The organism is Cesiribacter sp. SM1 (assembly GCF_020178975.1).
GTDB lineage: Bacteria > Bacteroidota > Bacteroidia > Cytophagales > Cyclobacteriaceae > Cesiribacter.
The window spans coordinates 1-15567 of sequence record NZ_JAHXBU010000046.1 but is presented as its reverse complement, the minus strand read 5'-3'; the positions used below and the strand labels follow the sequence as shown (position 1 = coordinate 15567).

Genomic DNA, 15567 nt, shown 5'->3' with positions numbered 1-15567 from the left:
CTGAAGCAATCACTACACAAGCGTTTCAGAGATTGTGCTACCGGAAAAGCGGGCTAATTTTTAGTCCGCTTTTTTCTTTTAATGAGACATCAAGTTTTGTTAATGAATATGAACAAATGCGCAGCAGATATGTGGAAATAGCAAAAAAAAAGACTGTGGCTGAGTCTTGAAAATATCAACAGACAAGAAGTTTGGAATGGCTGATTCATGCCTAATTTAAGTACTAAGACCATACATTGTTAACAGGATTCAGTAAAAGGTACATACTCAAATGTTCATGGGCATATTCTGTGCATTCATATTTTAAGAATCATATCTAATTTAGGTTTCAGGCAAAGCAGCAGTGTTACTACTCAATGCATTTAGTGCTGGAATTAATGAAACAAAAATTACTATTGATCATTTCTGTTTTCCTGATTATATCATGTGAGAAAGAAGATAAAGTCATAGGAAGCCAAAACCATTTGAGTTTAAGGTGACGGTGTTGGATGCCCTTACCAAATCTGCAGTTATCTTATGAACAGAAGCGAAAGATCCGGAAGGGGGAGCGGTAAGTTATTCCATATATCTAGATTATAAGTAGGTGACTGCTGGTCTTAGTCTTCCTTGTTATGTGTTCGATAAATAGACCTAGGTAAGATTATTTCCTGATCGTAAAATAGGATATAAAGTGTTTTCATGCCAAAACATCAAAAGGGATGATAGAAGAAGTGGTGAAAGATATCAATCTGGCTACACAGCTCGCACTACCAGAATTGAAGAGTGCAATTATTATTTTCTTTCAAGCTATGGGCTTTAGGCAGATTGAAGAAAGAAATGATGCTTTGCACATAAAAAGAGGAAGTGAATTCCGGAATGGGTACACCTATAATCCGCTTAAGTGGAAAAGCGATATCTACATTGATTTTCGTCAGGAGGGTTCGACTACATACGTGAAAACTAAATTTATTATCAATACCAAACACCAATGGGTTACTAAAAAAGAAGCCCTTGTTTGGGAAAGAGTATTTATGAACTACGAAACACTGATAGCGAGCGGAAAGACAAACATATATTGGCTTGAAAATGAACTAAAATCAGCAAAGGCTGCAAATAGAAACATACTGCTGCTGACTATGGCAGGATTGGTAGTTTCATTTGTGCCGGCACTATACCTGGCTATTGAATTTAAAATGGACGTATTGATTCCTGTAATAATGGGCAGTATTACCTATGGTTTTATGTATGTAGGGATAAGGACCAGCAACAGAACAACCTAAAGAAAAGGCAGTACAGGCAAAGCTTCGTAAGATGATAATTTTGGCTTATCAAAAATTATGATGCTCGACAATATAATAGGTCTGGGTTAGATTTAATCTACGATGGGTGTAGGCTATACATGCAGAAGTTAAATATTGCTTTGGCATCTAACCATATATAAACAGAAGATAAAATCGTGTTAGCAGATATTTTCACCTATAACAAGGAAAAATACTTTTTATTCATTTTAGTATTAATCCTGATCAATACCATTCTTCATCCTTTAACAGCTGGTTATGTGCCCACTGGTGTAGACGGTACGTTAGATTATGGTACAGCCTTCGCAACAAATCTTATAACCTGGGCCTTTTCCTGGAACATCTTAGGACTGATAATAGGTGGGGGCATTGCAGCCTTCACTAAGAAAAAAGGTGAGCCTCTGCAAATAAGCACGGCCAGGTCCGTAGTAAAGACTATTTTTATGATACAGTTGATATTTGCCAACTTTCACTTATACTTTCTTCTCTCCGATCTTTTCAGATTATTTTCCAGATGATAGGAACTATAGGCGAGAAGTAATCAATAGGTAATTCTGGTTTCGTTCTATAATCAATAATAAACTTAACATGAAAATCAAGCTCCTTATCATGGCCCTTGCCTTTATGGGCATTGTAAATGTTGCAAATGCACAATCTCCCGAAGAAATGATGGATAGTTTCTTTAAGACTTACCAGAAAAATGAGCCGGTAAAGGCCCTGGATGAGCTTTACAGCCATACCCCCTGGCTGGAAAGAATTAAAGATGATGTGGAAAAGCTAAAGACGCAATTCAGGGATTTGAAGACATTGGTAGGAGAATACAACGGGCATGAGCTTTTGATAAAGAAGAATATTAAAGACTGCTTTGTCATAGCAACCTACCTGGTAAAATACGACAGGCAGCCAATCCGGATCAATTTTGAATTTTACAAGCCGAAGGACAAATGGATACTCTTTGCTTTTTCTTATGATGACAGCTTTGATGATGACCTGGAAAACGCTTTGAAATATGAGCTGCTTGAGTTAACAAAATAACTCAGTAAAACTGCTCCTGCTTACCCATCTCCAGCTGTTACAGTTTCTGAACAGTTGGATGATGGCAGTGTTTGATTCCTGTTTAGCTTTAACAGCTGTTCTAAAAATGGAGGGAACTTAGAGCAGAAAATAAGGCAAATAAATGATCAGGGCACATACCACCGCAATTAAGCATATAATGGTTACTGCTCCTGCAGCCAGGTCTTTCACCTGGCCGATCAGTGGATCATGATTCTTAGAAACCCGATCAGCTAACTTTTCAATGGCAGTGTTGAACACCTCTGCCATCCATGCCAGTCCAATCAGCATCAGCGTGATGAGCCATTCTGTATGACTGATGTGAAGCAGATAGTTAACCACAAGAACGCTCACCGCAGCGGCCAGATGATAGCGCATGTTGTGTTCATAGCGGAATGCGAGCCATATCCCTCGTGCGCCATATTGATAGCTGGCCAGATGTTTCCTGATCGTATTCATCTTCTTTTGCTCATTGTATTTTTCGGGTAAAAAACTTTTCATTCTGGGCTTGTTTCATTGGCGCACATGTGCCAGGTATACAGCGAGAAAACATGTCAAACAGATAAAACTACTGAGTGTAAAGGGAGATAATATGTTTTGTTGAGATCTTTGAGAATGAAATGAATAATACCCCAGGAACCAAAACATTATATAGAACCCAACATCCCAAAAATCAAACATTCCATTTGTGAAATGAATGAGCTGAAGCAACTCCAGACCTACTGCAAATACTATCGGCACAACAACAATTCTCATTTTGTGATTTCTGATCTTCATGTAATAATCTTTCGAAAGAATTGTTGTGCAAAATACCCATAGGCCTCCGGGTAAAGAAAAGATAGCAGGTCCGTTCAAAGGTATGGCATTTGTAATACTGCCTCTGATTGCAGCGTATGTATCAAACGACAGAATGAAAATAACTAATTCATTAACGACTGTTCTTTCAGTTCGATAAAACAGGTAAATAAACAGGCTGATGGTTAATGTTAGAGCAATGAGGCTATAGCTTCTTTTCATAGATCAAAATTTTAAAGTATGAAAACAGGCCTGCGTTAACCTCGTGCAGTAGCGTAAGCTTTTCTGTTTTACTTAAGCTATTAGTGTAGAATACAGATTTGAAATGGAATAATGCAGAGAAGCTCTCAAAAGATCTGTCAACCCATTTAAGCCAATTATCAGGTGTGAAATGATTGAGAATATAAAGCCTGCCACTGGGTTTTAATACTCTGCAGGCTTCCTCCAGTAGTTTTTCCGGATTATCTACCACGGCAAGTACATGGGAGAGGACAACATAATCAAAGGACTCCTCCTGGAAACTTAAAGCTTCTCCATTCATTTTTAGAAGTACCACATTACTCCCTTTTCTTTTGCGCGCAATTTCGAGCATCTTTAAAGAGGTGTCTATTCCTGTTATTTTATGGGTTTTATACTGTGATAAATGGGCCCCGTTACCCACACCAACATCAAGCAGTTGACCATACGGGAGCTGGTTTATTTTATTGAGTAACAATTGCTTTTGTGGCCTCAGAAACAAGTCTATCAGAGGATAGAATATTGAAAATCTATTGTAAAAAGATTCAGTCTGCTTACTCATATTCTGTTTTTATATACTGTTTTCCGCAGGAGTTCTATGGGATACTTTCAGGCAACCTTCAGGAGCCTGGCCTTTTAAATCAGTAGATGCGTTGCGTTAGTTTTATTGAAATTTTAAATCATCCGCTGTACCTGCTTTTCTAAAGTATTGCCCTGGTCAGTTAGCCGGTAATAAACCCGATTCGCTAAAGTGGTAAACTATCCAGTGCCTTGATCTCACTTTTGTACCTGTATGGCATTATCAGGTCTCTTAACAGCCAGTCAAACTTCATGCTTCTCGTTAGCTTGTACAGCCAGATCATGGGCTTCAACAGAGAGATGCTCCTCAAGCCAAGCAACGCACGCACCTGCTGTGGCACTACCAACACCTGCGCCTCCAACAGGAGCCTGTAGCGTACTACGCCCAGGTGTTTACAATACTGGCTTATTAAATTATCTGTGTAGTGGCTGTACTGCAGATTTTGGTTCAGGTGCCCTTGGCGCATCGTTTCCCATACTTCGAAAGTATCAGGCAGTTCCTTTACTCCCATACGGCTTCCAACCCTGTTGAATACTTCTAACACTTCCTGCTTTTCTGCCTTGCTCAGCTCTCGTTCCAGCACCTCAAATACCCTGATGGAATAATCGATTAGCATGAAGAGTACATCTCGGTAAGCCCAGTCGGGAATACTTGCCCCGCGCTTTGCTTCCACACCGGCATGTATCGCTGTCATGGCATCAATAGCAAGCAGGGCCGATTTTTTCTCTGAAAAGATGATTGCACGGGCGTAGGAAACAGTAGAAAAAAGCCTCCCGAGCGGATCTGCAGGCAGCCGTCCGGTAAAGTATAGCCAGTCTACAGCCTTGTTGAGTGCAAACTCAGCGGAGGCACCAGCAAATATGAATAGAATGGTATCACCCTTTCCCCAGATCTGCCGCACCACCGAGTGCTTATCCACAAAATATTCCATAATCATACAAGTTTAGTTTTGATTTGCTTCCTATTCTTCCGGGCCTTCAATCTTCACGCTTTTGATATTATCTTCCATCTTGAGATCAATCATCAGGTAGTTCGGATCAATACCGGCCTTCCCGGGTTTTTCCGACACATTAACGAGGATCGTCTGCTTGCCGGAGCTAATCCGGTGCTTTTGCAGGTAGAGTGTTTTTGCTATTGAATCTCCTGCTGCACGCGGCGCATACACACCTACTTCTATCCAGTCATCCATAGGCATGTTTGTTTCGATGCCAACGCTGTCGACTGTTACTTTGCGCGCGTCCACTTCCAGCGCCACTTGCCAGTTACCATTGCTGCTCTGTTTTGCGGAGGCTCGTTCTGTCTTAAGTTCCCAGAAGGTGTTTGCCGCGAAGAGATCATGCACCAGATATTGAAGAGAATCAGGCGTTACCGCCTGCAACTCTCTGTAGAAATTGAGGGTGGTTGGCAGAGGGGGCGCTGGTGTATAGCCGCGTAGCATCCGCCTGAGTGCATTGTTGACACTGTTCTTTCCGATGTAATTCCTTAGCGCGAAGAGTGCAAAAGGTCCCTTGCGGTAAAGCATGAACCTGTTGTTGGACTGAAGTAAGGGAGGTGCAGCACGGGAGCGCGGCACTTCATACTCCAGTCGCATCTGAGATAAATACCGGAGCAGGTGCTCATAGCCCAGTGTTTCTTCCACAACCTGCATTGCAGAGTATGTTGCCAGGCTTTCTACAAGAAAGCCAGCCCCCTCTACCGCTGCGGGAGAAAGCTTAAGCCCCCACCACTGGTGCGCCACTTCGTGTGCCATGATGTGGTAGGGAAGGTCGAGGCCACCCGGCCGGGGATTCATCAGTGAATACCCTTCCTGGTAATCAATCGTCATAGGGTCGGCATGCATGCCGCGGCCAGGCCCAGGGCGCTCCAGCACCCGAAAATGGCTGTAGGGGTAGGGGCCAAACTCCTTTGTGTAATACTCCAGCGAAGCCTGTGCACTTTTTATCATGCGTTCTACATTTGCATTATGTGCGGGATGATAAAATACCTGGATCGTGACAGGCACTGGTTTACTCCCAGACCCCTGAACTGAGACTGTAGATGCTTGGTCAGGTGGAGAACTCCCTGGGATCCACTGTGCTTCACGTACAGCATATTTTGCCGAGAAAAAAGCATAATCGTTGTGAATGGGTGCATTGGTAGCATAGTGGAAATACTGACGATCTCCTTCAGTCCAGGTACGGCGCAATGCACCTGGCGCAACAGCAGTCTGGTCTTTGCTGGTGCCCACAACAGCCTCAAAATTTATCTGCTGAGCATGATGTGCATCGTAGTGCGCTGAAACATCGTAAAGAGAAGGTCTCTCCGGACGCGGAGGAAGTCCAAACTTTTCGCGCTCACGCGCATTGCGCAGGCGGCGGTCTTTGTGGTAGCCAATGACAGGCATCCAGGCATCGCTGGTAATGTGAGTACCATTCGCTACCACAGAGGCATCTATACCGCTGTTGCTGAAGCCATGGTGCTTTATATGGACTTCGAAGTTCATTTGTAAAGAGTCGCCAGGCTTAAGCTGATTCTCCAGGGAATAAATCCGGTAGCCGAGATCTTCATCGAGTACCACAGGGGTTGCTGCGCGGTCAAAGGAAATTCCTGTAATTGCAAGGTACTGAGGGGTAGAAAGGTGAATGGAGTCGATGGCGGCCTTGCTGTGGTTCACGAGAAGGTACTTACCCTGTATGTCGGCACTACCATCGTCGGGATAGATCTCTGCATGCAGCTTCGTACGCACCAGTACTGGTTGTGTTGTTTTCTCATACTGCCCGTAGCGCTGCTCGTATTCCGCGCGCATTTCCATTTTATCTTCGGTGGTTGTATAGTCATTCAGCACATTGGTGTTGTAGAAAACATAACCACCTGATACCAGAACCAGCGCCAGTGCTGTCCATGAAGCTGCTTTATGCTGTGCGAACCGCTGCTGTGCCAGGCGAAGCCTTGCGCTGAGTCTCTTTTCTTTGCTTCGTACCCATAACAGGGTTGCCAGCACAGAAATGATGACTGCCCATGATGCCCAATAGAACTTGAACCACAACCAGGGCTTTATAAAAGGGCCAAAGCCGCGCATATCGCTGTAAGACCAACCGGTATCGGATGCGTAAATCAGCAACTTATGTTCAACCCCAATGATGGAAGCAAAAACTATAAATCCATAGGCGCAGAAGGCTACCATGTGTGCGATGTATTTTTGATTAACCACCACATGGATTCCAAAAACGAGCACAGCGAATAGAAGGTAGTTTGTTAGCTGAATACCGAAAAGAGCCTTGATGTATACAGCCATCTCGAAATGGTAATAATCCATCACCAGCTGGTTAATTATTCCAGCCAACATCAGCAATGCGATCCAGGTGGTGATGATGAGTGCGAGCCCCAGGAATTTACCTAAGAACATCACCGATTCAGGTACGGGGGTAGTGTCGGTTAGTTCATGTATACCTGCTTCACGTTCGCGCCAAACGAGTTCACCAGCGTAGAAGATGGTGAGTAGGGGAATGATGATCCACTGTGTACTGTAGCTGCTCAGGGAGGGAGTTAGTACCCTTAACACCTCTTCTGTTCTGGCAAAGAGCGGAACACCAAGCCACTCCATATATTCGGTAGCAAACAAACCAGTACCGAGGGCCATCATAGCGACGAGCGTAAGACCACCGCGGCTGCCGGCAATTGCCCTGTACGATGCCCATGCGATTGTGAGGACCTGGGACACATGCGTTGCGAAAACAAAGCGACCTTTTGTTTGTGGCACAAGGAAAGGGTTGGTGCTATTGTTGTGGGTAAGAGCTGCCTCCCATAAAACCTGGGCTACGGGGCGCAGCGGATCTGGCCTGCGCCTGAAAAAAACCGGCCAGGAGAACGCTGGCCTAACATGTGCAAGTTGAAACCGGAAGTAGGTAAACAGGAGCACTCCCGCAGCTATGGCAAACCACAGGATGCGGTTCCAGAGCCAGGTGCCTTCCAGCAGGATCAGCCGCGTGTTCTTTTCGATTGGCGTCCAGCCTTCCATATCCGCCAGTATGCTGGTGCCGAGGAGGTCCATCAGGCTGCCGAGTGTTTTCCACTCAAGCATAAAGCGTACCGTTGTGCCGCCGAACTGAGAAAAAACGATGATGGCAATGCTGGCAATATAGCTGGAGATAGCCCTACCGCTCAATGCGGCAAAAGTAAACTGAATAGCCGTTGTGGCGATGACCGTTGGCAGGGCCAGAAAACCAAAGCTGGTTAGGTAGGAAGCAAAGCGGAATGGGCCCACGAACTGTGTTTTTGCTCCGGGACCATACAAGGAGAGGAGGAACCCGGCATAAAGAATCAGCAGGATCGAAATATTCAGTACTAAGGCCGCAAGAAATCGCGACCCCAGGTAATTAAGTTTGCTTACCGGCATGGTGTAGGTAAGCGGATGCATGTGTGTCTGCAAATCCCGAGTGGCAGCATCGCCGGAAATGACACCGCCAATCACCACCCATATCACACTGCCGAAAACAGTGAAAAAGGCAATTGTACCGGGCGCACTGAGTTGAGTTTCGTCGGTAAGTGTGACAATCCGCAGAATCATAAAACCGAATAACAGAAATACAGCGAACAGGAGCCAGGTAGAAACCTTGCGCAACTGATAGCTAGTCTCAAATCGTAAGCTTTTCCAGAACTTCATGGCTTTATCTTCTTGTTTGCTACGTTGGCACCCTCGCTGGCTTCAGGGAGTGCAGCTGCTTTTGTATTTGTCTGCTCTACCATTACCTACTCGATATTGATTTCTTCTTAGCCCTCCTCCCAATCGAGCAGCTGGAAGGGGTTTATGCAGTGATGTGCCGGTTTGTGTGGCACAGGCGCCGGGATTGTTTGCTCGCCCCGGCTTTCCACAGATCCTGCCCTATATGCTGCCAAGCCTGCAGTGGTTGCGCCCACAGCTGAATTTCCCTTGTTGATGTGAGCCAGGTTGATGTACAGCAACGATACATCTAAATCTGATGTATAGCAGGGCAGGTGTTTCCGGGATTATGGGCAATCATGCTTTAGGTATTCAGCTGAGCGCAGAGTTGAGTATTGGTGGGGCATTTATCATGTAGAGTACTTTGTATTTCAAAGTTGATGCATAAAAAAATAGCTCTATATATTTTTACTCTCCAGAATCAGGCGTTCCAATGCATCAAGGTGGTTTTTGAAAGCATCCCATCCTTCTGTATTGGCAAAGTAACTGGTGTTGGGCTTACGGCCTACGAACTGCTTTTCCACCCGTAGATAAGCTGCCTCTTCAAGCGCCCGCAGGTGACTTGCCAGGTTGCCATCAGTTAGCTGCAGGCTTTCTTTCAGGGTATTGAAATCCACCTTGTCTTCAACCATGAGTACAGACATAATGCCAAGGCGGAACCTGCTTTCAAACCCCTTGATAATATGTTCGAGATATTCCTTCACCTGTACTCCCTGTTTGCGATCTATGTGTTTTGGTTATGTTAAACTGTAATCTTTGCCTAAGCCATTGCATTTTCGGCTTGCTTTTGTCTTGTTTCAAGAGCAAGCTAAGCCCGCTCGTATTTATAGTACATCAGTGTGCCATATACAATATGCAGCACTGCAAAACCAGTGGCCCGGGATAATAAGCCCCAGCCGATAAAAAAGCAGCTAACCAGGCCCAGCCCTACTTCGCAAAGGCCCAGGTAGCGGATATCCCGGTAGGTGTACTTACTGCTGTTGATAAGGGCCAGACCATAGAAAATGAGCATGGCGGGAGCAACCAGGTAAAGAATACCATGATAAATCAGCACCAGGCAAAACAGCGCACCAAATGCCAGTGGTATACATAAGTTCATCAGCAGGCGTTTACCGTGGCTATTCCAGATTGGTTGTTTAATTTTCTGTGCATTTTGGAAGGTGAAACAGAAAGCTGTTCCCACGGCCCCTGTCAGCACCAGGGTTGCTACCATTGCCAGAAATACAGCAGTTTCCAACTCGAGCTGCAAGCTGTACAGATCGCTGTAGCGGATGCTACGGATGTAGAGGTACCACTTTACCACTCCGGCACTAGCCAGTGCACATAAGCCAGCAAACACACCGGATAAGCCGCTAAGGGAAATAAATCGGGAGGACCGATCCATGATACTGCGGATCTCCTGCAGGGTTGCCAGTTGTTCGTGTTGCTGCGTCATGTAAAGTACTTTGTAATGCAAAGTGCAAAAAATATTTTGTTCGGCAAGAGCAGGAGGTAAAATATTTTGACTGCTGCTGAAAGATCTGATGGGGAAGGGACACAGACTACGCTTAGCCTGATCTTCTGCTAGATTAAATAGCTTATAGGCTATCACTTCGAATTATGGTGCCGCAGACTTTCTGATTTTAATTATCGTAAACAAGGGTAAGCTCCTGATATATATATCGATTTAAAGCTTTTGTCGGATTCTGATTGCTGTGGTATCTGCAAGGTATTTTGGGGTACAAGCTTCAACTAATGAAACCTTGATAGCACACTATTTACTATATTTAAAAATGACGTAAGGGTGGCCAACTCCCAAAGTGGATAAAGATAATGTTGAGAAAAGTCAGAATGAAGACGGGTGAATACCAGCTGTTGTCTGCTGCGAGAGGGTCTCGTTAAATACATATGCCAGGTTCTGCAGTGTAAAAATCAAAAGATGAAGCATTTTTTATTGTTAATGTGCCTGGTCTTTTGGGCCAGCATTCATTGTTCAGCTCAACAAAATACAGCTTACAAATCGCTCGATACCAAAAATCCTATCGTGTTTGGTGGTGATTATATCATATACCAGGATGATACGTTTACTCTAGGTCCTAAAGCTTTTTTTATAGACGGACAGCTCACCGATGCAGAGGTGGCGGCCTATCCTTATGTGTATAATTCGGTAAGGAAGGCTGCGGAAAAGCTCACAGATGGAGCTGAAGAATCTCCGATGGTGCTTTACCTGGCTCCCTATGTCTACTGGATCGACGATCCGGATGATCCTGCCCTTCGTGTATCAACAGATAAAGGGCCGCCTTATGGCCTGGTGATCAAATGTGAATGGCTGCGGTTTTATGGTTTGACTGACAAGCCAGAAAATGTGGTGCTGGCCAGCAATCGTGGACAGACCATTGGTGCGGAGGGTAATTTTACCATGTTCAAATTCATAGGGCAGGGCACAAGTGCAGAAAATGTTACCTTCGGCAATTACTGTAACGTAGACCTGGTGTATCCCCTGAAGCCCCAGCTAAACAGGAAAAAAAGAGCAACGGCTATTGTGCAGGCGCAGCTGATTCACTGCAATGGAGATAAGATCGTTGCCCGCAATACACATTTTATCAGCAGGCTCAACCTTAACCCATTTGTTGGTGGTAAGCGCGTGCTCTTCGACCGTTGTCATTTCGAATCTACCGACGATGCATTGTGCGGCACTGCAGTATACCTCAACTGTACACTGGACTTTTATAGCTCAAAACCCTTTTATCATACCACCGGTACCGGGGCTGTTTTTCTTAATTCCGACATCAGATTGTTTACCCGGGGAGAGCAGTACTTTACAAAAGTGGAAGGTCAGCTAGCCGTGGTGGATACCCGCTTTACCGCCGAAACATCCCTGGATATTGGCTGGATGGATATTCCGCCTAAGGAAATGCGAAACTACCAACACAATGTAAGTCTGAATGGTAAAGATGTAGTGATTAGTAAAAACAGTCCTGCCTCGACGGTTCAAATGGCCGGCAAAGAAGTGTTGGATGCCTACCGCTTTGTACACAGAGACAATGTGGTTTACAACACCTATAACCTTTTGAGCGGAAATGACGGCTGGGACCCCATGGGAATCAGGGAAATAGTTTTGGCTGCCGAAAAAGAGCGTGAGAAAAACTACAGCATGCTCCCCGTACAGTTGTTGGTTTCACCCACCAGGCTGTCTGTTGAAACAGGTAAAAACAGGGCAGGCTTATCGGCAAAGGTGCTAAGGTTTGGAAATTTTGAACTAGAGGCAGAAACAGTAAGCTGGCATGTTGCCCCGGAAGATTCTGCACTGGTAAAACTAGAAGTAAGTAAAACCGGCAGCAACTGTCAGGTAATACCCACCAACACAGGAGATAGGAGCCGGCAGGTAATTATAACAGCAGCCACACCTTCCGGACTGGAAGCTGCGAGTGTAATTGAGGTTGTTCCACCTGTACTGGATGCTCCTCAGTTCAGTAGTTTGCCTGAAATCAAATTACAGAAAAACGGTAAACTCCAGCTGGAGTATAAACTTGCAACCGCTTATGCAGATCAGTCACTTGTGCGATTTTCTTGTAGTTGATGTTGTTGTCAAAGAAGTAGTCCATCAAGGAGGCTGCATCCCCATCAAATACTAGCCCATCAAGGTTGGTTATTTGCACCGTTTTGTCTGTACTTGCACGGAATAGCTGCGGGTTCATCGTCAGGAATACTGGCACCATTCCATAAATTTCCTTGATGTATGATAGATTGTGCTAGTAAGTCTTTCCCCCCGCGCCATAACGTCTCCATTGTGGTTAACAAACCATTTTTCAAAATCCCCTCCAGATTACGAGGCTTGGTATGGTGGTACATCTTTAGTCCATCAAAGTTGCTAAATGATGCTTTGAACCGTTCATATGACTTTATATACAGCATTGGGATATCCTTTTTCTGTATATATCTCCTCGGTTGAACAGGTTTATTTTGGTAAAAACTACCAACTGCTGCTGGCCAACCTGCACATATATTGGAAACCTATGAATATGATGACCTCATTATGACCTATTGTATCTCTTCCAGTAGACGAGAGATTCAGCAGTATGAAAATTTGGTACTGGAGAGTACTGTCTTAGTAGATATAAAAGCTAAATGGTAGTAATCGTAAGGCTGTAGTGGTGTTTCTACAGTAGGTAAATCGTGGGAGATATTCTGTACTTCATGAGCGTTATAGAGTGTTGATGAACATGTCATCATCACACAACACTTCCCCTAAAGCCATATCAATCAGCTTCTTTCTCACCCAATTCACAACTTCAGTGATCCCACTCTTGATGTTGGGCACATCATCAGAGTCCTGTATGTGAGTTTTGAAAGCCGTACAGGTGCTGCTTACAGTAAAATTCATAAGCAGGGAATCTTTAACAATTAGCAAGCAAAAAAAAGCCTGACTTCACTATATTAGTGAAGTCAGGCTGTAAGATTTAGAAATTTAATTCAGTCCTATCATGCTATACTATTTTATACATACCGCAGTGCTGGCGGAACTTATAGAAAAGCTGGAGTAGTCAGTGATTGCTGCTTATTAGGCGCTCGAAGCTTTCCTTTGTAACCTTACCGGTAGTGTATCAGATGTAAGGCTGAGACTTCTTGAGGTTATATCACCTACTATGAAAAACCAGCCTTGGCCAGCTCTGAACCCTAAATTTTTGACTGACTCACAAATTGCCAGCCTTACTTCTGATACACTAACACCTTACCTACATCCGAGTGTGTCGACAAGCTGTCATAAGCTACCAGATGCTGTTTAATTATGGAGCAATTCTAACAACATTGACTGAATTATCTTTGCTTATACTCTAATGAAAATCTTTGAATCTATTGTTTCAACAAAACATTCCCAAAGAGATTCAGCTTGTTATTTTCAATGATCGAATATTCATACTTTCCATTCGGAAATCCTGTAGTGAAGTTGACCTCTGAATCAGTAAAGGTATAGGTAAATGCAGTATCTTCACCATCCGCATCAGTTCTTCTTCCTGTCAAATCTTCGTTAAATTCAAGTTGATACCAGTAAGTATTTGTAGTGCTTTCCCATTTCCAAGTTCCAATCATGTTGTTGAATACCTCTTGTTTTACAGGCTCTTCCTCCTTACTACAAGAAGATACGGCTACTGATAAGGTGAAAAGGCAAAAAGCCACGAACATCAAATTTTTCAATTTCATTTTTAATAGCATTAATTGATAGTACCTATAAATAACTTTTAGTCACACGAAACGATATCAAGGTAAATTTCTTATTGTTGATTAAACAGCTCAACAAAGCCCTCTATGGAAGTTGTTATCATGTGATTCGGTACGAAACTAAACCCTTGGAAAGAACTTTACAAGCATATCCTTCATATTGAAAAATGCTTTAAGTGTATGATATTCGCAATAATGCAATAAAAAATGTTGTACCAAATTGCTCTGTACAGTCTACTTTTTGCCTTCAATCGAAAAATTCTCACATTAAAGGTAAAACAGTCACAATGTACGGTGACAGTAATAGAGTAATTTTAATGAAATTCACAACTGTTAGCCTGTGTTAAAAACATGCGCTAAGCTAATGTTAGAGTCAGCAGTAGCCGTCCCCTGCTATATATAAAGGACATGTATGTCTTGAATCGATCCCTGCAATAGTTGGAGAAGGATACTGTACAAAAGGCTGTTACATTGTAAACGCCACAAGTGCGGAGGCCAAGCGAGGTGGCTAGCCGACTTGCTTTCAAATGGAAGAACTGGGCATCCGTATACGCCCGTCAAGGGAAATTTGCAAAAGTCATTGTGCTGATGGAAGAGTAGCTGCTTCTGGTGGTTACGACAAGGAAAAACGGAGACCATGGTCTCTGTAGGTGCGTGTTGAGGAGCTGAATAATTTGGGACGCCCAGTCTGAACTACCTATGAAGCCTTGTTAGGATATAAATTAATGTCAAAAGCAGGTGCTGCCTCTTCTTCTGCGATAGGTGTGAATGACGTCCTGATCACTGCTCACACGGCATTCGGGGTAAAGGTGGCAGGAACTCAACACAGGCTTTGTACGGAATAAGAAAAGCCACTATCGCACTGTTAACCCTCTTTGAAGGGGATGCAGTCACATAAGGATAGTGTGAGATAGTGGTGGCGGACCAGATCATAGTAGTGATGATGGTTCTGTAATGGAGCTGGAGCGAAGGGTCTGGCTTGTTTTGTTAATGGGATGATTGAATAGCTAGATACAAGATCACTGCCAATTACCTGAAAAGGTACTGGCACATCCAAAATGTTATTACATTAGTGATTAAACAAGAAGAGCCGTATGAAGGGAGACTTTCGCGTTCAGATCAGTGAGAACGTATGTGGGTGTAGCTCCCTTATATGACTCTACTAACACACATAAATGCCAAAAATAGAGTTGATCACAGAGATTAAGGCACCAATTGAAAGGTGTTTTGATTTATCAAGGAGTATTGATCTGCATGTGATTTCAACTCAACATACAGGTGAACGAGCAATAGATGGAGTAACTTCAGGACTAATTGAGCTCGGCGAAAGTGTGACGTGGAGAGCAAAGCATTTCGGGATTTGGCAAGATTTGACGAGTAAGATTACAGATTACCACAGGCCTGTTTTCTTTGCTGATGAAATGGTAAAGGGAACCTTTAGGTCTTTCCGTCATGAGCATCATTTCAGACAAAAGGACGCAGATGTAGTGGAGATGATGGACTACTTCAATTATGAATCACCGCTGATGATTTTGGGCAGGATCGCTGATAAATTGTTTCTTGAATTGTACATGAAGAATTTATTGCAACGAAGAAATCATGCATATTCCGTTAAAACTGAACAGGTTATTCCGGGTAAAGTGAACACCCTATAGGAATGGATGAGTAGAAGCGTTAGTTAAGCTACTTTATTTTAGGGGTTATTGCTAAGGGTTGATTTGAGCTTA

General features: G+C 43.8%; 12 protein-coding genes. 4 read left to right on the top strand and 8 right to left on the bottom strand.

Translation table 11 applies throughout. From position 1 onward, the window contains the following. The first annotated feature begins 698 nt into the window (after nucleotides 1–698). Together KWJ01_RS10165 and KWJ01_RS10160 are read left to right on the top strand one after the other, a co-directional pair. A complete protein-coding gene (locus KWJ01_RS10165; protein ID WP_224996331.1) occupies nucleotides 699–1259 on the top strand; it encodes a hypothetical protein in 561 nt (186 codons plus the stop codon). A 606-nt stretch (nucleotides 1260–1865) separates the two neighbouring features. Beyond that, the gene (locus KWJ01_RS10160; protein WP_224996330.1) at nucleotides 1866–2312 is read left to right on the top strand and encodes a hypothetical protein; all 447 of its coding nucleotides are present in this window, start codon (nucleotides 1866–1868) and stop codon (nucleotides 2310–2312) included. 117 nt (nucleotides 2313–2429) lie between these two features. Here KWJ01_RS10160 and KWJ01_RS10155 read toward each other — a convergent pair whose 3' ends face one another. From KWJ01_RS10155 to KWJ01_RS10125, 7 genes are all read right to left on the bottom strand, one after another. Then, on the bottom strand, nucleotides 2430–2831 hold the full coding sequence (locus KWJ01_RS10155; RefSeq protein ID WP_224996329.1) for a diacylglycerol kinase family protein: 402 nt from the start codon (nucleotides 2829–2831) through the stop codon (nucleotides 2430–2432). Nucleotides 2832–2843: 12 nt separating this feature from the next. Continuing rightward, entirely contained in the window at nucleotides 2844–3347 is a 504-nt protein-coding gene (locus tag KWJ01_RS10150; protein ID WP_224996328.1) for a hypothetical protein, read from the bottom strand. Next, nucleotides 3331–3924, bottom strand: coding sequence for a class I SAM-dependent methyltransferase (locus tag KWJ01_RS10145; RefSeq protein WP_224996327.1), 594 nt, complete (start codon nucleotides 3922–3924; stop codon nucleotides 3331–3333). Before KWJ01_RS10145 ends, KWJ01_RS10150 begins: the two co-directional genes overlap by 17 nt. 184 nt (nucleotides 3925–4108) lie before the next feature. Continuing rightward, the gene (locus KWJ01_RS10140) at nucleotides 4109–4873 is read right to left on the bottom strand and encodes an oxygenase MpaB family protein (protein WP_224996326.1); all 765 of its coding nucleotides are present in this window, start codon (nucleotides 4871–4873) and stop codon (nucleotides 4109–4111) included. Between the two features lie 30 nt (nucleotides 4874–4903). After that, nucleotides 4904–8584, bottom strand: a complete 3681-nt coding sequence (locus tag KWJ01_RS10135) for a hypothetical protein (protein WP_224996325.1) — start codon at nucleotides 8582–8584, stop codon at nucleotides 4904–4906. A 455-nt stretch (nucleotides 8585–9039) separates the two neighbouring features. Further along, a complete protein-coding gene (locus KWJ01_RS10130; RefSeq protein ID WP_224996324.1) occupies nucleotides 9040–9345 on the bottom strand; it encodes a transcriptional regulator in 306 nt (101 codons plus the stop codon). 104 nt (nucleotides 9346–9449) lie between these two features. Beyond that, the gene (locus tag KWJ01_RS10125; RefSeq protein ID WP_224996323.1) at nucleotides 9450–10076 is read right to left on the bottom strand and encodes a hypothetical protein; all 627 of its coding nucleotides are present in this window, start codon (nucleotides 10074–10076) and stop codon (nucleotides 9450–9452) included. Between the two features lie 483 nt (nucleotides 10077–10559). Here KWJ01_RS10125 and KWJ01_RS10120 point away from each other — a divergent pair, with 483 nt between their 5' ends. Continuing rightward, nucleotides 10560–12200, top strand: a complete 1641-nt coding sequence (locus KWJ01_RS10120) for a hypothetical protein (RefSeq protein ID WP_224996322.1) — start codon at nucleotides 10560–10562, stop codon at nucleotides 12198–12200. Nucleotides 12201–13474: 1274 nt separating this feature from the next. Here the strand turns inward: KWJ01_RS10120 and KWJ01_RS10115 are convergent. Next, nucleotides 13475–13822, bottom strand: coding sequence for a hypothetical protein (locus tag KWJ01_RS10115; RefSeq protein WP_224996321.1), 348 nt, complete (start codon nucleotides 13820–13822; stop codon nucleotides 13475–13477). Nucleotides 13823–15015: 1193 nt separating this feature from the next. Here KWJ01_RS10115 and KWJ01_RS10110 point away from each other — a divergent pair. Beyond that, complete coding sequence (locus KWJ01_RS10110; RefSeq protein WP_224996320.1) at nucleotides 15016–15495, top strand: SRPBCC family protein; 480 nt, start codon at nucleotides 15016–15018, stop codon at nucleotides 15493–15495. The last annotated feature ends 72 nt before the right edge of the window (nucleotides 15496–15567 follow it).